Annotated in this window: 16 protein-coding genes, 1 pseudogene and 1 riboswitch; of the genes and pseudogenes, 4 read left to right on the top strand and 13 right to left on the bottom strand. The window is 42.5% G+C overall.

Going from position 1 to position 16,622, the window contains the following annotated elements; translation table 11 throughout:
• Positions 1-19: 19 nt before the first annotated feature.
• The 4 genes from rimI to DXA18_RS03040 form a co-directional block, all read right to left on the bottom strand.
• A complete protein-coding gene (gene rimI, locus DXA18_RS03055; protein WP_118382610.1) occupies positions 20-460 on the bottom strand; it encodes a ribosomal protein S18-alanine N-acetyltransferase in 441 nt (146 codons plus the stop codon).
• A 1-nt stretch (position 461) separates the two neighbouring features.
• Positions 462-1,199 (bottom strand): tRNA (adenosine(37)-N6)-threonylcarbamoyltransferase complex dimerization subunit type 1 TsaB, encoded by a 738-nt coding sequence (gene tsaB, locus DXA18_RS03050; protein ID WP_118382609.1) that lies wholly within the window; start codon positions 1,197-1,199, stop codon positions 462-464.
• On the bottom strand, positions 1,187-1,621 hold the full coding sequence (tsaE, locus tag DXA18_RS03045) for a tRNA (adenosine(37)-N6)-threonylcarbamoyltransferase complex ATPase subunit type 1 TsaE (RefSeq protein ID WP_118382608.1): 435 nt from the start codon (positions 1,619-1,621) through the stop codon (positions 1,187-1,189). The genes tsaB and tsaE overlap by 13 nt, the downstream gene beginning before the upstream one ends.
• An 82-nt stretch (positions 1,622-1,703) precedes the next feature.
• Positions 1,704-2,885: an aldo/keto reductase gene (locus DXA18_RS03040; RefSeq protein ID WP_118382607.1), complete on the bottom strand. Its 1,182-nt coding sequence runs from the start codon at positions 2,883-2,885 to the stop codon at positions 1,704-1,706.
• 146 nt (positions 2,886-3,031) lie between these two features.
• Positions 3,032-3,163, top strand: a riboswitch (FMN riboswitch).
• Positions 3,164-3,287: 124 nt separating this feature from the next.
• Here DXA18_RS03040 and DXA18_RS03035 point away from each other — a divergent pair.
• Entirely contained in the window at positions 3,288-3,911 is a 624-nt protein-coding gene (locus tag DXA18_RS03035) for an ECF transporter S component (RefSeq protein ID WP_118382606.1), read from the top strand.
• A gap of 90 nt (positions 3,912-4,001) precedes the next feature.
• On the opposite strand, the gene DXA18_RS03030 is transcribed toward DXA18_RS03035, so the two are convergent.
• Complete coding sequence (locus DXA18_RS03030) at positions 4,002-6,152, bottom strand: Tex family protein (protein WP_118382660.1); 2,151 nt, start codon at positions 6,150-6,152, stop codon at positions 4,002-4,004.
• A 242-nt stretch (positions 6,153-6,394) separates the two neighbouring features.
• Complete coding sequence (gene ald / locus DXA18_RS03025) at positions 6,395-7,510, bottom strand: alanine dehydrogenase (RefSeq protein ID WP_118382605.1); 1,116 nt, start codon at positions 7,508-7,510, stop codon at positions 6,395-6,397.
• A gap of 276 nt (positions 7,511-7,786) precedes the next feature.
• On the opposite strand from ald, the gene DXA18_RS03020 reads away from it, so the two are divergent.
• From DXA18_RS03020 to DXA18_RS03010, 3 genes are all read left to right on the top strand, one after another.
• Positions 7,787-8,644, top strand: a complete 858-nt coding sequence (locus DXA18_RS03020) for a MurR/RpiR family transcriptional regulator (protein ID WP_118382604.1) — start codon at positions 7,787-7,789, stop codon at positions 8,642-8,644.
• Between the two features lie 187 nt (positions 8,645-8,831).
• Positions 8,832-10,223 carry an alanine/glycine:cation symporter family protein gene (locus tag DXA18_RS03015; RefSeq protein WP_118382603.1) on the top strand — a complete coding sequence of 464 codons (1,392 nt, stop codon included), beginning with the start codon at positions 8,832-8,834 and terminating at the stop codon, positions 10,221-10,223.
• A gap of 143 nt (positions 10,224-10,366) precedes the next feature.
• Complete coding sequence (locus tag DXA18_RS03010) at positions 10,367-10,978, top strand: TetR/AcrR family transcriptional regulator (RefSeq protein ID WP_118382602.1); 612 nt, start codon at positions 10,367-10,369, stop codon at positions 10,976-10,978.
• 205 nt (positions 10,979-11,183) lie between these two features.
• Here the strand turns inward: DXA18_RS03010 and DXA18_RS03005 are convergent, their stop codons facing one another.
• From DXA18_RS03005 to DXA18_RS02980, 7 genes and pseudogenes are all read right to left on the bottom strand, one after another.
• A complete protein-coding gene (locus DXA18_RS03005; RefSeq protein WP_118382601.1) occupies positions 11,184-12,095 on the bottom strand; it encodes an AEC family transporter in 912 nt (303 codons plus the stop codon).
• 3 nt (positions 12,096-12,098) lie between these two features.
• A complete protein-coding gene (locus DXA18_RS03000; protein WP_334294366.1) occupies positions 12,099-12,794 on the bottom strand; it encodes a hypothetical protein in 696 nt (231 codons plus the stop codon).
• 141 nt (positions 12,795-12,935) lie between these two features.
• A pseudogene (locus DXA18_RS17270) lies at positions 12,936-13,252 on the bottom strand (UxaA family hydrolase); the annotation flags it as partial.
• A gap of 32 nt (positions 13,253-13,284) precedes the next feature.
• Positions 13,285-13,581: a UxaA family hydrolase gene (locus DXA18_RS02995; RefSeq protein WP_118382600.1), complete on the bottom strand. Its 297-nt coding sequence runs from the start codon at positions 13,579-13,581 to the stop codon at positions 13,285-13,287.
• 6 nt (positions 13,582-13,587) lie between these two features.
• Positions 13,588-14,865, bottom strand: a complete 1,278-nt coding sequence (gene larA, locus DXA18_RS02990) for a nickel-dependent lactate racemase (RefSeq protein ID WP_118382599.1) — start codon at positions 14,863-14,865, stop codon at positions 13,588-13,590.
• Positions 14,866-14,882: 17 nt separating this feature from the next.
• Positions 14,883-16,208 carry a CoA-disulfide reductase gene (locus DXA18_RS02985; protein ID WP_118382598.1) on the bottom strand — a complete coding sequence of 442 codons (1,326 nt, stop codon included), beginning with the start codon at positions 16,206-16,208 and terminating at the stop codon, positions 14,883-14,885.
• Positions 16,208-16,621, bottom strand: coding sequence for a Zn-ribbon domain-containing OB-fold protein (locus DXA18_RS02980; protein WP_118382597.1), 414 nt, complete (start codon positions 16,619-16,621; stop codon positions 16,208-16,210). Before DXA18_RS02980 ends, DXA18_RS02985 begins: the two co-directional genes overlap by 1 nt.
• Position 16,622: the final 1 nt, after the last annotated feature.

Below are 16,622 nucleotides of genomic sequence, written 5' to 3'. Positions count from 1 at the left end.
TTTCCTTTATTGCCACCTGTCACAACAGTTCCAGACTCATAAGAATCGCATTTTCTGTCGGATTTGTATAATAATTTTTCCGCACGCCATCCAGGACAAACCCCTTTTTCTTATAAAAAGCTTTTGCTGATTCGTTGCTTTCCCGAACATCTAGCAGTAATTTATTTACGCCATTGTCCGCACAGATAAACGCCAGTTCTTTCAACAAACGAGAAGCTACACCGTTTCTGCGAAAGTCCGATTCTACCGCAATACGGGCAATCTCTCCATCTTCCAATACATAATAAACAATCAGATAGCCAACCAGTACACCATCCTCCAGTGCTGACAAAAGCAGCGTCTGCGACTGTTCCATGCTTTCTCTGATTGCATTCTCACTCCATGGATCTGAAAATATCTCTTTTTCAAGCCTTGCCACATCCGCAAGATCTTCTTCCCGCATTCTACGGATACAAAACATATTATCTTGCCTCCTGTTTCGCACGTTCTCTTTCCGCGCGCTCACGTTCTGCCTGTGATACACGGAGATAATCCGGCTGATGTTCCACCGCCGTCTCCGCCTTGCCTTCTTCATAATAGCGGATCGCCAGGCTTCCTACCGAAGCTGCTCTCTGACGATTCATAGATGCAGGTGCAAAATGTAGATCAGACTCTGGCATAATCTCTGTCACGAGTCTTTTCCTGAATACCGGCACTCCATCTCCCAGAAAAACAACTGGTCTGCTATACTGTTTCAGCTTCTCACCCAGTTCTTCAATACTGACCGCCATCTGATCTTCCAGCACACGTAATTCATTACCGTCAAATTCATAAATTCCAGTATATACCTGACCGCGTCTTGCATCCATGATCGGACACACGATCTTATCTGTTCCCCAGAGATTATACGCAAGTCCTTCCAGAGTCGGGATATGGATCAATGGCTTTTTCAGTGCAAGTCCCAAACCCTTCGCCGTCGCAGATCCAATTCGGAGTCCGGTAAATGATCCCGGTCCTCCCGCTACTGCAATGGCATCTACTGTATTCAGATCCAGTTCTGTCATGTGCGCAATCTCATCCAACATAGGCAATAACGTCTGGGAATGTGTCTTCTTATAATTAACCGTATATTCTGCGATGGTACTTGTCTCTTCTCCATCCTTTTCTACAACAGCTACACTCGCTACAAGTCCCGAGCTATCCAATGCTAATATTCGCATATTTCTATCCTCCGATAATCAAATCCTTTATCCAGATCTTTCTCAATCCGTATCTCTGTATAATGTTCCGGAAGAATCTCTTCAATCAGGTTCGCCCACTCGATCAGGGACACTCCCTGCCCGTATACATAATCCTCGTATCCGATCTCATCCATCTCTTCCACATCACCGATTCGGTATACATCAAAATGGTAAAACGGAAGTCTGCCATCCTCATACACCTGTACAATTGTAAATGTCGGGCTGCTCACCGGCTCTTCAATCCCAAGACCTGCTGCCAGTCCCTGCGTGAACACCGTCTTGCCGACACCAAGGTCTCCCACCAGCGTATACACCTGACCAGGCTCCGCAGCCTGTCCCAGTCGAAATCCCAGATCACGAGTATCCTTCTCGCAATTTGATTCTATCAATTCTCTCTTCATATTAATAAACCATCCATTTTCTATTTCGAGTATACACACACTATAGCATATCTTTCTTTTTTTTTCTATATATGACACTGCTTTACCAGAACAGCCCCAGTTTCTTCACAACTTTAAGACCGATCTTATAATAAAACGGAAGAAGCTTGCCATCTGCCTCTTTCAGCTTCTGGCGGATTGCCAGATGTTGCGGGCAGTGGCTCTCGCATTTACCACATCCCACACAGGCACTGACCGGTCGGAAATCTTTCCGTAGACATACAGTCTGAAGATATTCGTGACGTCCCGCGCCTTTCTTTTCTGTATACATGTGATTATAACAACGAAAAGCTGCCGGAATGTCAATTCCTTTCGGGCACGGCATACAATATCCACATCCGGTGCATCCTACTTTCAGGGTGTCCTGTATGTCTTTTTTTACCGCCTCAATCAATGAGAAATCTTCTTCTGTAAATTCGCCGGTCTGTACTTCCGATGCTATACGAACATTTTCACGGATCATCTCTTCTGAATTCATCCCCGAAAGCACACAGGTCACCTCCGGTTGTTCCCACAGCCAGCGGAATGCCAGTTCTGCCGGAGTACGTTTCTTTGGATCTTCTGCAATTCGCTTTTTTGCTTTTTCCGGTAACAGATCCACCAGTTTTCCACCGCGTAAAGGTTCCATGATAATCACTGGAATCCCGCGTTTTGCTGCTTCTTGAAGACCTGCTCTTCCTGCCTGCGTGTGTTCATCCATATAGTTATACTGAATCTGGCAGAAATCCCAGTCATAAGCATCCAGAATCTGGATAAACATCTCCGTATTACCGTGAAAAGAAAATCCGATATTGCGAATTTTGCCCTCTTTCTTTTTCTGTGTGATCCAAGCTTCAATACCAAGCTTCTTCAGTTTCTCCCATGCCGCAACATCTGTCAGCATATGCATCAGATAATAATCAATGTAATCTGTTTGAAGACGTGTGAGCTGTTCATTAAAATATTTTTCAATTGCTGCACCTGACTTGATATAATACTGCGGCAATTTGGTTGCAAGCCTAATTTCTTCCCGGCAGTGATTGCGATGTAGTATCTCGCCAACTGCCACCTCACTTCCCGGATAGATATATGCTGTATCCAGATAATTCACACCACTTTTAATGGCAAGCATCAATTCCCTTTCCGCTTTATCGAGATCTATGCTGTTACCATTTTTTGTAAATCTCATACAACCATATCCCAGCAAAGAAATTTGTTCTCCATATCGATCTTTTCTATATTGCATATCATTCTCCTTTGATCACAAAATCTTAAAATTAATTAGCACACCTGTGGTCAGCTGTAAGAGTTATTATACGTGAATCCATTTTTCATGTAAAGAGACTTGCATTCTTGGATATAGTGTGCTATCCTTACAACATAAATGGAATAGTAATTCTTCGGGGTCGGGTGTAATTCCCAACCGGCGGTATAGTCCGCGACCTGTTGTATCCTACACAGTGCAGCAGCTGATCTGGTGAGATTCCAGAACCGACAGTAAAGTCTGGATGAGAGAAGGATTGTGCAGTATCATTTGAATGATAATTGACCCCGGCATATGATGTCGGGTTTTTTTATTTGCATTCTCTACGCACATTTCGAGAAGAGTTCTTCCTTTTATAATCCACATCAAAAGGAGAGAAAGAAAATGGATAACACATTAACTAACGAACGCACACACACGTCTTCTAAGACAAGGATTCTGGCACAGATTGGAATGCTCGGAGCCATCTCTGTTGTACTGATGCTTTTCGAGATCCCACTGCCATTTGCACCGGCCTTTTACGAGATTGACTTTAGTGAAGTACCAGTACTGGTAGGATGTTTTGCTATGGGTCCAGTTGCAGGTGCTGCGATCGAACTAATCAAAATTCTTCTGAACTTTGCAATCAACGGCACGATTACCGCAGGTGTTGGTGAACTTGCCAACTTCCTTCTCGGATGTTCTTTCGTTGTACCGGCAGGAATCATTTACCGCAAAATGCATACCAGAAAGGGTGCCATCATCGGTATGGCAACAGGTACTGTATTGATGACAATCTTTGGATGTTTCCTGAATGCATTTGTATTGCTTCCGGCTTACGGCAAAGCTTTCGGCATGCCAATGGAAGCACTTGTAGGAATGGGAACTGCAGTCAATGCTCATATTACCAGCCTGTTTACCTTTGTGGCATTTGCAGTCGCACCATTTAATATCTTAAAAGGAATCATCGATTCCCTGATCGTATTCCTGATTTACAAGAAGATCCGTCCGGTATTTCGGATGCAGTAACCATCCCAAAGTATCATAACTCATTATATAGAAAGAGGTTTGAACGCTGTAAACACAGTCATTCAAACCTCTTTTTTATACATTCTTACTTTATACGTTCTTCATGGTAAGTGCGATTCGTTTCTTCTTCAGATCCACACTCAGGACCTTCACATCCACGACATCGCCAACACTAACTGCTTCCAGTGGATGCTTAATGAACTTATTGGTAATCTCAGAAATGTGCACCAGTCCGTCCTGATGTACACCGATATCTACAAACACACCAAAATCAATAACATTTCTTACTGTTCCTTTGAGAACCATACCTTCTTTCAGATCTTTCATATCCAACACATCCGTGCGGAGGATTGGTTTCGGCATCTCATCACGTGGATCTCTGCCCGGTTTCTCCAGTTCAGCTACAATATCACGCAGGGTAATCTCTCCTACGCCCAGTTCCTGTGCTGTCTTCTTATAATCGCGAATCGTAAGTGACAATCCCGCAAGCTTGCCGCCTGTGATATCGGATATCTGAAATCCCTGTTTTTCCAGCAGCTTCTTAGCAGCTTCGTAAGACTCCGGATGTACACTGGTCTCATCCAACGGATTAGCACCCTCGTGGATTCGCATAAATCCGGCGCACTGTTCATATGCTTTTGGTCCGAGTTTCGCTACTTTTAAGAGTTCTTTTCTGCTCTTGAATCTTCCATTTTCTTCCCGATATGCCACAATATTCCTGGCAATTGTTCCGGAGATACCGGAAATGTACGAGAGCAGCGGCGCAGAGGCAGTGTTAAGATCTACGCCGACTTTATTTACACAATCTTCTACAACACCATGTAATGCCTCGCCAAGCTTCTTCTGATTCATGTCATGCTGATACTGTCCGACACCGATGGATTTCGGATCAATCTTAACCAGTTCTGCCAGCGGATCCTGCAGTCGTCTTGCAATAGATGCTGCACTTCTTTGTCCTACATCAAATTTAGGAAATTCTTCTGTTGCAATCTTGCTGGCAGAATATACAGATGCGCCGGCTTCATTTACAATTACGTACTGCACTTTCTCTGGAATTTCCTTCAGAAGCTCCACAATAATCTGTTCCGACTCTCTGGATGCGGTTCCATTACCCAGTGAGATCAAAGAAATATTATACTTTGGGATAATCTTCTTCAACAAATCTTTGGATGCTTTAATCTTCTGTGGAGTAGTTGGTGCCGTCGGATAAATAACCGTAGTGCCAATAACTTTCCCGGTTGGATCTACCACCGCAAGCTTGCAACCGGTACGAAATGCCGGATCCCACCCCAGTACTGTGCGGCCAACGATCGGCGGCTGCATCAGAAGCTGTTCCAGGTTCTTGCCAAACACCTGGATTGCACCATCTTCTGCCTTCTCTGTCAGTTCATTCCGGATCTCGCGTTCGATAGCCGGTGCGATCAGTCTCTGATATCCGTCCTCAATTGCTGCTTCAATAGCTGCTGTGATTTCAGTATGATCTCCATGTAACATCTTTTTCTTCAGGTAACGCAGAATATCTTCTTCCGGTGCTTCGATCTTCACCGTCAAATATTTTTCCTTCTCGCCTCTGTTAAGTGCCAGAATACGGTGTCCCGCGATCTTAACCACTGCTTCTTCAAATTCATAATACATCTCATAGACAGATTCCGCTTCTGCATCCTTTGCCTGCGATACTACTTTGCCCTTTTTCACAGTCATATTGCGGATCCAGCTGCGGTAAGCCGCATCATCCGAAATCTGCTCCGCAATAATGTCCTTTGCTCCGGCCACCGCATCCTGAACAGTCTTTACTTCCTTCTCCGGATTAATATACGTTGATGCCAATTTATCCAACGGCTCTTTGGACTGCTGAAGCAGCATCAGCATAGCCAGCGGCTCCAGTCCTTTCTCTTTCGCAATCATTGCTCTGGTACGACGCTTCGGACGATACGGACGATACAGATCATCCACTGCCACCTGCGTCTGTGCCTCAAGGATCCTGTCTCGCAACTCCTCTGTAAGTTTCCCCTGTTCTTCAATGCTTGCCAATACCTGTTCTTTTTTCTCTTCCAGGTTGCGCAGGTAGGTCAGTCGCTCTGCCAGCTTACGAAGCTGTTCATCGTCCAATGTACCATGCGCTTCCTTTCTATATCGTGCAATAAACGGAATCGTATTCCCCTCGTCAATCAGCTTCACAGCCGCATCTACCTGCCACCGCTTAACACCAAGTTCTTCCGTTATCTTCTGATTAATATCCATATATACACCCTTTCTGCAACATCTTAATGTGCACTTATGTATGTGCTCTGCATGCCTTATAGTATACCTTTTCCATTCTGTGATTACAATGTGTTTTTCCATCTTAACTACCCGAAATTCAGACAATGACAGTTCCATACAAACACCCAGTGATACAGGAAATGCCGGCACCTTAAAGATACCGGCACTTTCCGTTAATAGGAATTAATCATTCAGTTTCTACTTATTATAATTGCAGCTAATTAGCATACAGTTCTGACATCTGTGTATTCATAGCAGTCAAAGCTGTCTGCTACGTTCTTACATGTTAATTTTCCATCGTATGTATTGATAGCTGAGTAAATTACTTCGTTATCTTTACATGCCTGCTCAAGTCCCTTGCCTGCGATCTGCAGTCCGTAAGACAGTGTAGCGTTTGTCAGAGCGATTGTAGATGTTCTCGGAACTGCTCCTGGCATATTGCCTACACAGTAATGAACAACACCGTCTTCGATGAAGATCGGATCATCATGGTATGTAACCTTAGTTGTCTCACCACATCCACCCTGGTCTACAGCAACGTCTACGAATACTGCACCTGGTTTCATCTCTTTGAGATATTTCTTCTTGAACAGCTTCGGAGCAGATTTTCCTGGGATCAGAACACATCCGATTACAAGGTCAGCTTCTTTCACTGCTTTTTCAATGTTAGCATCGTTAGATACGAGTGTCTGGATACGTGCTCCAAAGATATCATCAAGATAAGCAAGTCTCTGAAGGTTGATGTCCATAATTGTTACGTTAGCGCCCATTCCTACAGCGATCTTACATGCGTTAGTTCCTACAGATCCACCACCGAGGATTACGATGTTAGCCTTCGGTGTTCCCGGAACGCCTGCAAGGAGAACTCCTTCTCCACCGAATCTCTTCTCAAGATATTTAGCACCTTCCTGAATACTCAGACGTCCTGCGATCTGGCTCATTGGTGCAAGAAGAGGGATGCTTCCGTTTCTTTCGATCAGTGTCTCGTATGCAACACCTTTTACTTTGGAATTAAGCAGAGCATCTGTCTGCGGCTTGTCTGCTGCAAGGTGAAGATATGTATAAAGGATAAGTCCTTCGTGGAATAATGGATACTCTTCCGGAAGCGGCTCTTTTACTTTGATCATCATTTCAACAGTGTCCCATACTTCTTTAGCAGTATCGATCATCTTAGCTCCAGCTGCCTCATACTCAGCATCTAAGAATCCTGATCCTTCTCCGGCTCCTTTTTCGATATAGACATCATGTCCTGCATTCACATAACTCTTTACATTGTCAGGAGTCATACCTACTCGAAACTCGTTGTTTTTGATCTCTTTTACGCATCCTACTTTCATTTTAAAATCCTCCTAAAATTTTAATCCGTTTGTTTTTTGAGTGAATATTATTTTTCATTTTTATTCTTTGCTGAATAATATTCTTCTCTTCCGTCTGACCTAATACTAGCACACACTGTTGTACATTACAATAAAAGTTATTTTTTTCACCAGTAAGTTTATTTTTTCACTTAATATTACGCTTTTTCTTCTATAAGAATGTCTTCCACATCTTGCACAAATTTCTTTTTCATGTTTAAATCTAACTATTAATATAATCTCCCGGAGGATAAGACTATGGAAAATATGCAGGATTTACTTCGCTCAGCACACATGACCAAAACGCAAAAGATTATTGCTGAATACATTCTGGACAACGCATCCGATGCCTGTTTTATGACATCTACCGAAATCGCCCTGAAACTTGGTGTCAGCGAATCTTCCGTCATACGTTTCAGCCGCACGATTGGTTTTTCCGGATTTATAGACTTTCAGAAAGCACTGCGAAAGGACTACCAGGATAAAGTTCTCAGTATCTCCAGCAGTATCACGACTCCTTCCCAGAGAATTGCCAAGCAGGCAAAACTGGATACTTCTGCCGAATATATTAACCGACATTTTAAAAATGCCGCCCATAATTTGGAAGAAATTTTTATCCAGAATCCTATTCAGAACTTTGAAAAGGCTGCTGATATAATTGTTTCCTGCAAACATAAATATATCGCAGCCACACGAGGAAACATCTGCCTGGCTGATTATTTTATCTTATATTTAAAACAGATGGTGCCACACGTAACAATGACCACCACTACCACTATGAGCCCGATTGATCATATGTGCAATATTTCCCATACGGATTGTCTGATTCTTTTCAGCTTTCCAAGGTATTCCTTGCAAGATAAGGTTACTGCCGAGATGGCTTATAATGCCAAAGCTGACATTATCCTTATCACAGACAAACCAAGCTCTGAACTTGCCAAGTATGCTACCGTGCTTCTGACTGTTCCCGTAGACAGCAATACATTTTTCAATTCCATGATTGCCCCACAGTTTGTATCTGAAGCTTTACTGGAAACAATCAGTCACAAAGCAAAAGGAATTGAAAAACGTCTCGTTACTATTGACAAATATCTTAGTAAACTTGGCAACTATTAGCTCTGCGGTCATGTCCAAAAAATATCATCCACGTGAAAGAAATAACTTTTATTGCACATTTATTTCTCATGTGCTAGGATGAACTCAAGCAAAAAATATAATTTTTCATCATGTGTATTTTACGAAGAATATTTTTCACTTCCGTCTATTATCAAATAAAGCGAAAAATATTGGAGGCATTTATATTATGGATGTATTAACACATGTATTAGCAAAAATTCAGACGGCTGTTTGGGGACCACCCACTCTCTTTTTACTTATGGGAACAGGGCTTTTTTTCACGATCGCGTTAGGTGGACTGCAAGTCGTAAAATTCCCAAGAGCATTAAAGTGTATTTTTGAAAAAGAAGATGGAGACGGAGACGTTTCATCTTTTGCAACTCTTTGTACTACCCTTGCAGCTTGTATCGGAACCGGAAGCATTGTCGGTGTTGCAACCGCTCTGCGTATCGGCGGTCCCGGTGCTCTCTTCTGGATGTGGGTATCCGCAATTCTTGGTATGACTACGAAATACGCCGAAGGGCTTCTTGCCATTAAATACCGTACAACGGACGAGAATGGTGAGATTGCCGGCGGTCCTATGTATTATATCCAGAATGGTCTCGGCGACAAATTCAAATGGCTCGCGAAATTATTTGCCTTTTTTGGCGCTGTAACTGCACTTCTCGGAAGTGGTACTTTTCCACAGGTACATGCGATTACAGAATCGGTAAGCACTTCTTTTCATCTTCCAGTATTACTTGTCGGTGCAATTATTACCATTATGACTGCTGTTGTAACATTAGGTGGAATCAAATCCATCTCCAAAGTAGCGGAATTTATCGTTCCTTTCATGGCACTTTTCTTTGTAGGCGGATCTGTTCTGATTCTTGTATGGAACTGCAAGGTAATTCCTGCTACATTTGGTCGCATCTTTGCATGTGCATTTTCTAAAGAATCTGTACTGGGCGGAACTGCCGGAACTGCAGTGATCTCATTTATGACAGCTATGAGAATGGGAGTTGCTCGTGGTGTATATACAAACGAAGCCGGACTCGGAAGTTCTCCGATCGTTGCCGCTGCCGCAAAAACGAATTCCTGTGTAAAGCAGGGTCTGATTTCTATGACAAGTGTATTCTTTACAACGATTGTTGTCTGCACGATGACTGGTCTTGTTGTTATTTCCAGTGGTCTGCTTGACAATTCAGAGTTAAGCGGAAGTATTCTCGTCACAGAAGCCTATAATGCCGGACTTCCGATCAATATTGGAACTTATTTGATTTCATTTGGTCTGATTTTCTTTGCATTTACTACAATTCTTGGTTGGAATTATTATGGTGAACGTTGTATCTTATATCTGACCGGAACTACAAAGAGTATTAAGCCTTTTAAGATTATTTATATTCTTGCTATTGCAATTGCACCGTTCATGACCCTTGATCCAATCTGGATGCTTGCAGATATTACCAATGCCCTGATGGGTATTCCTAACCTAATTGCACTTCTTGGTCTGCGTAAGGTTGTCATCAGCGAAACCAGAAAATATTTTCAGGTAAAAGAAACTGTCGTTGCTGCTGAAGGCATTCAGGAATTAGGTTAAGGATATTCAACGAATTTGTATATTTTCTTTCAAATGCACGACAAAAACATAGTATGGATAACGTTACAGAGCTCGCTCGGTTTTCTTGTATTTGTACACTTCTTATGTTATACTGAATCCATCAACGTAAAGGAGTATTTACAATGTCTGATACACAGGAGTTATCCAAACAGCAACTCAAATCAAAAGAAACCAAGGGACGGATTTTCCGAGCAGCCAAGACTATCCTGCAGGAAAAAGGATATGAAGCTCTCTCTATAAAGAACATCTGCGAAGAGGCCGGCGTATCCAACGGAAGTTTTTATCATCATTTCAAGACAAAGGATGATCTTCTTTCCTATTATATCGAGGAACAGCCAAGTATTAATCCTGATCTGCTGGATCTGCCTGGCAGTGCCGAAGAAGCGATCACCACTATCGTCCATGTCTATCTAAACTATGTAGAATACTGCAAGGAACTGGGATTAGAATTCATATCCAACTATTATACGCCTAAGAACCAGTCACTGAATCCGGATATTCGTACGGAACGTCCTTATCCGATTCTGACTGTACACAATTATCTCCAGAAATCAATCGATGCCGGAGCAATTGCACTCCGTCGTCCATTAGAGGATGTCAGCACCGATATCCGTATGATCGTTATCGGAAATGTATTCGAATGGTGTCTGAAAAATGGCAAGGCTGATTTTGAGCAGAATATGCGCAGATCACTGGAATGTTATCTGGACGGCGTGATTAATAAAGATATTTAACAAAAGAACCTTTCAAGTAGCGGGCTTGAAAGTTCTTTTATTAGCAAATTGGCTAATTGCCATGTCAATCATTTATTGTTTTTATTATAACTCACATTTATTGGAATTTCCAATCAGTATTTTTAATATAAAGAGCCTTTTATAGATGCTATCTATAAAAGACTCTTTATATTGGGATACTATTTCTAATTTAAATTCTAATAGCCTAAAATACAATAAACGATACCATCGGAATTGTGATAACCGACAGAATTGTAGTCAATGCTACTCCTCGACTCATCAATTCACTGTCTGCATCATAAGTTTGCGCAAGCATTACAACCATACTTGCTACCGGTGTTCCCAGCATTACCATGCAGACATGACAAAGCAGATCATTGTCCAGCAATCGAATCACAATCAACGTTCCAATAATCGGAATCACTAACAGTTTAACAAATGAAAACAACCATAATGTCTTATCACAAAATACATCTTTTAATTTCATTCCTGCTAATGATATTCCGATTACCATCATGCTCAGCGGTCCCGTCAGATTACTGACTCCTTTGGTTGCTGTGATCACAAATTCCGGCATATCCGGCTTAATAAACAACATTGCCAACGCAAATATAACCGCAATCACACCTATGTTAAATATGCTCCTGAGTTTCAGCTTTTCCTGCTTTTCGCCGTTTGCTGTGATAAGCACAATTCCATAAGTATAAATCAACATACAGAACGGTAATGTGAACAATGCCGAATATAATAGTGCATCCGGTCCATATGCCGCTGCTACGATTGGAAATCCCATAAACGCAATATTATTAAAAATCATCATCATTTGATACAGATTCTTTTCCATTGATGTACGCATAAACATCGTAATGACTTTCGCGATTACAATCAATGCCACATACATAATGACAGCCAATTTCAATGCTTCCCAAATCTGTTCCGGCGATAATGTGGTTTCTTTATTAATTGTAGGCAGAATGATCAATGCCGGATTCGCCACATTTACAACCATCCAGCTAAATGTCTTACCAGCCCGTTCATCCAGAACCCCTTTACGCGCCAGGAAAAAGCCCAGCATCATATAGATGAACAGTACTAACATCTGTTGAAGTAACAGCATAGCTTAAATTACCGGTCCAAGACAGTATATATCCATCGTGCTTACATACTGAATTGCTTCATTCTTAGTCATTTCACCATTTAATACTCTAAGGAACATTGCAAATGCTTCTTCACCGACTTCTTCAATCGTCTTCTTTCCCTGAATGATCACTCCGGCATTCAGATCCATATCATGCTGCATTCTCTCATAAGTATTCGGATTACCACATATTTTCATAACGGGCATACTTGGGAATCCCTGCGGTGCCCCTCTTCCAGTAGAAAACATCAGTGCCTGTGCTCCGGTCGCTGCCATACCTGTAAGAATCTCAGGCTCACGTCCCGGTGCATCCTTGATCCACAAACCTTTCTCCGTGGTTACACGCATTGGATATTCCAACACGCCCTGAATCGGTCTGTGACCACTCTTGACAATTGCGCCAAGAGATTTTTCTTCAATACTGGACAAACCGCCCTTAATATTACCAGGAGTCGGTTGTCCGCCTCGCATATCTTCTCCGATCGCCTTGGCTCTCTGTTCCATACGATTTACAATCTCGTATATCTTCCTGCCAACCGGACCATCCGGTCCGCCTACTGCACGGTTCGCCAGTATATCTTCTCCTCCAAGGAATTCTGTCGTCTCTCCAAATACAACCGTAGCTCCAAGATCAACTAACTTATCGGCTACATATCCAATCACACAGTTTGATGCCATTCCGCTGGTTGTATCGGAACCTCCGCACTTAATTCCCATGATAACATTTGAAATGTCAACAGGAACTCTCTGCTGCCCTGAAATCTGCTGAACTAACTTCTGTGCAAGATCAGTACCCTGCTGAATTGCACGACTCATTCCGCCCAGTTCCTGAATGCGGATTACTTCTAATGGCTTGCCGCTTTTTTCTACTTCTTCCATGATCTTCTGTGTATCTGTGCCTTCACATCCAAGACTTACCAGCAGGACAGCACCCACATTCGGGCTTAACGCCAAACTGGTCAGCGTATCTGTAACACGCTTCAGATCAATTGGTAACTGACAGCATCCCTGATGATGAAAAAATCCGATTGTGCCTGCACCTGTCTGCATATTGCCTGCGCAACATCTGTTGCACAGATTACGCTGGGGATGACTGCCACGTAATTTCTACTTCCGGCTCTTCCGTCCGGTCTCATATATCCTTGAAATGTAATGCTCATGGTTCCTCCTATAAGTCTCCCCGACCTCTTCTTGCTTCCATATTGTGTATATGTACATATTCGCCTTTTTTGATATCCTGACTGGCTCCGCCAATCGATTCGCCATATTTCATAATAGCTTCATCCTTTTTTATATCTCGAACTGCGATCTTATGTCCATATGGTATATCTCCAATTACATTCACGAGATCTACATTTCCTTTTTTGTCGCGGATCTCTACTTCTGTTCCATCCGTAATCCCATTTGCAAAAATGGTTGCGACATTATCTTTATCATCTACCTTTAATGCAATCTTTAGCTCCATAAACTTTTACTCCTTTACAGCCAAAACAGACACTCCATCTGGTATTACTACCACTTCTGCATCTTTTCCCTTCATCTCATATGCCATCCGCAATGCTTCATCAGGGCTGGATGCATGGATCATATTGGCCTTTTCAACTGTCTCTTTATCCAGATATGTTGTAACAAGTATCACTTTATGTTTTTTCAAAATCCGCGCATATATCTGTGCACACCACTGTTCTGGAATCGTTTCCTTTGGTGGGATTTTAGACAGATATGCATCAATTTCATCTACAGAGCCTTTAACGATCAGCTTCTCAAAATGCGAGCCGCCCATACCATCAACACAGGATGCACACATAATAATTACTGCATTTTCCCGTGCACAGGCTTCCGCTGTTGCAACTGCTTTCGGTGTCTGATAAAGGTTCTGATCCAGCGGATATCCACCATTTGATGTGATTACAATATCTCCTTCAATGCTTGGACACTGAGACAGCTTCCGTACGAACGCAACACCCTCTTCATGTGCCTGTTCCAGGTCTCCTGCAAATGCTGCCAAAATCTTTTTTTCACTGTTCTGAGCCACATTTAAAATAAACTGCACATTAACCTTTCTCGCCGCATATACCATGTCCTCATGAATCGGATTATGATGCAATACACCTGCCTGCGCATTCTGATTAGAAATTGCACGATATGAATGGTTCTCATTTACTGTAACTTCATTACAAATTCCCGGCAGAATACTCTTTCTTCCTCCGGAAAATCCGGCAAAGAAATGCGGCTCAATGAAGCCTTCCGTAACCAGCAGATCACATTCTGCAGCAAGCGAATTCACATAGAAGTCTGCTCCGGAAGGCAATTTACACATATAAGTAAATTCCTCTGGTTTAAATGCATCATTAACTGCAATCTTCTCATTGTCTACGATCGCATCACCAAACATTCTACGCTGTTCTTCCTCTGTGGTAGCCCTGTGAAGTCCTGTTGCAATCAATATCGTAATATCCGCATCCGGATTACCTTTTCTTATCTCTTTTAACAGAATCGGTAATGTAATCTTACTCGGCACTGCTCTCGTATGATCACTGGTTACAAGAACTACTTTGTTCTTTCCTAATGCCAGTTCCGATAATTTCTTTGTACCGATTGGATGCTCCAATGCCTCTTCGATGACCTCTGTCTCAGTTTTACCCGGCTGATAATCATCTGCCTTCGCATACATCACTGCTTTCAGATTCTCTTCTTCCACATGAAGCTCCATGGTACTTGTATAATATGGAATCTTAATTGTACGCATATCTTCTCTCCTTATGCTTATTTAGAAGCATTTGCTGCAATACCAATTGCATCCCAGACACCAGCGAACATTGGCGCATATCCGAGATCTAGATACCCCAGCTCTTCGGTCGTCATCCCTTGATCGATCGCACATGCACATACATCAATTCTCCATGCGGCTTCTTTCGCTCCCATGATCTGAGCGCCAAGCAGTGTATGATCTTTTGCATCATATACAAATTTAATCGTAAGTTCTACCGGATCCGGATAATATCTTGCATGGCTTCTGGTTGTTACTGTTTTGATCTTAACGTCCAGACCTTCTCTTTTCGCTTCTTTTTCAGAAATACCCGTTTTTGCAAACTCCATTCCAAGACAACGAAGCATAGAGGTGCCAAGTGCGCGATCAAAACATACTTCCTTTCCGATCATACTGTCTCCGGCTAATCTTCCCTGCTTATTGGCATAAGTTCCCAGTGCGATAAATGCCGGTTTCTTTAAAATCTTATGATATACGGTACCGCAATCTCCTGCTGCATAGACATCCTTTACGGAAGTCTCCATTGCTGTATTGGTAATGATTGCACCGTTTGGAAGTTTTTCAACAGAGTCGATAAATTTCGTATTCGGTGATACACCGATAGATAAGATTACGATATCTGCCGGATATCTTCCCTTGTCTGTGACGATCTCCGTTACCGTTCCATCTATACCTTCAAACGACTGTACCCGCTCGCCGGTGCATACAGCCACATCGTTTTTCTCCAGTTCGTCTTTTACTGCTTGTCCAAACTCTTCATCAAATACATTCAGTACCTGATCGAGTGCTTCTACAATGCGGACTGACTTCACTTTCTGTAATACACAGGCTTCTGCGATCTCAAGTCCGATGTATCCGCCACCTACGATAACTACATTTCCCTTGCTTTTCTGAATTGCAGTTTTGATAGCTTCTGCATCCTGAAGTGTCTTCAGGCAGAAAATATTATTCTGTCTGATTCCCGGAATCGGAGGTACTTTTGGTGAGGTTCCACTCGCAATAAGCAATTTATCATAATTATATGTACTCTCTTCTCCCTGCTCATTCTTGGCAGTTACAATTTTCTTCTCTGTATCCACTGCGATAACTTCCTGACCAAGACCAACGCTGATTCCGTTTTTTTCAAATTCCGGTGCTTTTCGAATACGAATTCTGTCCAGATCGTCATTTAAGCCTGCAACATAATATGGCAGACCACATGCTCCGTATGATACCTCATGGCTTTTTTCCAATACAATCACCTCTGTATCCGGAGCTTTTCTCTTCATTCTGGATGCAGCACTCATTCCCGCCGGATTGCCACCTATTACTAACGCTTTCATTACGCTTCCTCCACTAATTCAAAGACTGGCTTCGTGTATTCCTCACAGTCCATCCATTTCATCTTTACTTTCTTATTGCATGCAAGCTGTTCCGGTTCGCAGTCTACGATATTACTGATGATCCGCACGCCGCCTTCCATTTCAACCACACCGACTGTGTACGGCACCTTATCCTGCACTGACGGATGAAACGCTTTCTGGAATGTCACATAAGAATACAATGTACCTTCTCCTGACATTTCCTGCATTTCTGTCTCACTGCTCAAACAGTCAGGACACAGGAATGCTGCCGGCCAGCGAAGCTTTCCACATTTCTTACATCTTTGAATCTCTAATTTATGTTCTTTACAGCCTTCCCAGAACGTCTTTGTGTCAGCACTGATTCTGGGTGCAAAAAAATCAAGTTTTTCCATC

Source organism: Dorea sp. AM58-8 (assembly GCF_003464045.1).
Lineage (GTDB): Bacteria > Bacillota > Clostridia > Lachnospirales > Lachnospiraceae > Claveliimonas > Claveliimonas ammoniilytica.
Note: the sequence above shows the minus strand (reverse complement) of the source record. Positions and strands in the feature narration are given on the sequence as shown.

Bases quoted from the DNA above. Each gene is read 5' to 3' on its own strand.
- rimI (WP_118382610.1), bottom strand. From the start codon at position 460: ATGTTTTGTATCCGTAGAATGCGGGAAGAAGATCTTGCGGATGTGGCA.
- tsaB (WP_118382609.1), bottom strand. From the start codon at position 1,199: ATGCGAATATTAGCATTGGATAGCTCGGGACTTGTAGCGAGTGTAGCT.
- tsaE (WP_118382608.1), bottom strand. From the start codon at position 1,621: ATGAAGAGAGAATTGATAGAATCAAATTGCGAGAAGGATACTCGTGAT.
- DXA18_RS03040 (WP_118382607.1), bottom strand. From the start codon at position 2,885: ATGCAATATAGAAAAGATCGATATGGAGAACAAATTTCTTTGCTGGGA.
- DXA18_RS03035 (WP_118382606.1), top strand. From the start codon at position 3,288: ATGGATAACACATTAACTAACGAACGCACACACACGTCTTCTAAGACA.
- DXA18_RS03030 (WP_118382660.1), bottom strand. From the start codon at position 6,152: ATGGATATTAATCAGAAGATAACGGAAGAACTTGGTGTTAAGCGGTGG.
- ald (WP_118382605.1), bottom strand. From the start codon at position 7,510: ATGAAAGTAGGATGCGTAAAAGAGATCAAAAACAACGAGTTTCGAGTA.
- DXA18_RS03020 (WP_118382604.1), top strand. From the start codon at position 7,787: ATGGAAAATATGCAGGATTTACTTCGCTCAGCACACATGACCAAAACG.
- DXA18_RS03015 (WP_118382603.1), top strand. From the start codon at position 8,832: ATGGATGTATTAACACATGTATTAGCAAAAATTCAGACGGCTGTTTGG.
- DXA18_RS03010 (WP_118382602.1), top strand. From the start codon at position 10,367: ATGTCTGATACACAGGAGTTATCCAAACAGCAACTCAAATCAAAAGAA.
- DXA18_RS03005 (WP_118382601.1), bottom strand. From the start codon at position 12,095: ATGCTGTTACTTCAACAGATGTTAGTACTGTTCATCTATATGATGCTG.
- DXA18_RS03000 (WP_334294366.1), bottom strand. From the start codon at position 12,794: ATGGCATCAAACTGTGTGATTGGATATGTAGCCGATAAGTTAGTTGAT.
- DXA18_RS02995 (WP_118382600.1), bottom strand. From the start codon at position 13,581: ATGGAGCTAAAGATTGCATTAAAGGTAGATGATAAAGATAATGTCGCA.
- larA (WP_118382599.1), bottom strand. From the start codon at position 14,865: ATGCGTACAATTAAGATTCCATATTATACAAGTACCATGGAGCTTCAT.
- DXA18_RS02985 (WP_118382598.1), bottom strand. From the start codon at position 16,208: ATGAAAGCGTTAGTAATAGGTGGCAATCCGGCGGGAATGAGTGCTGCA.
- DXA18_RS02980 (WP_118382597.1), bottom strand. From the start codon at position 16,621: ATGGAAAAACTTGATTTTTTTGCACCCAGAATCAGTGCTGACACAAAG.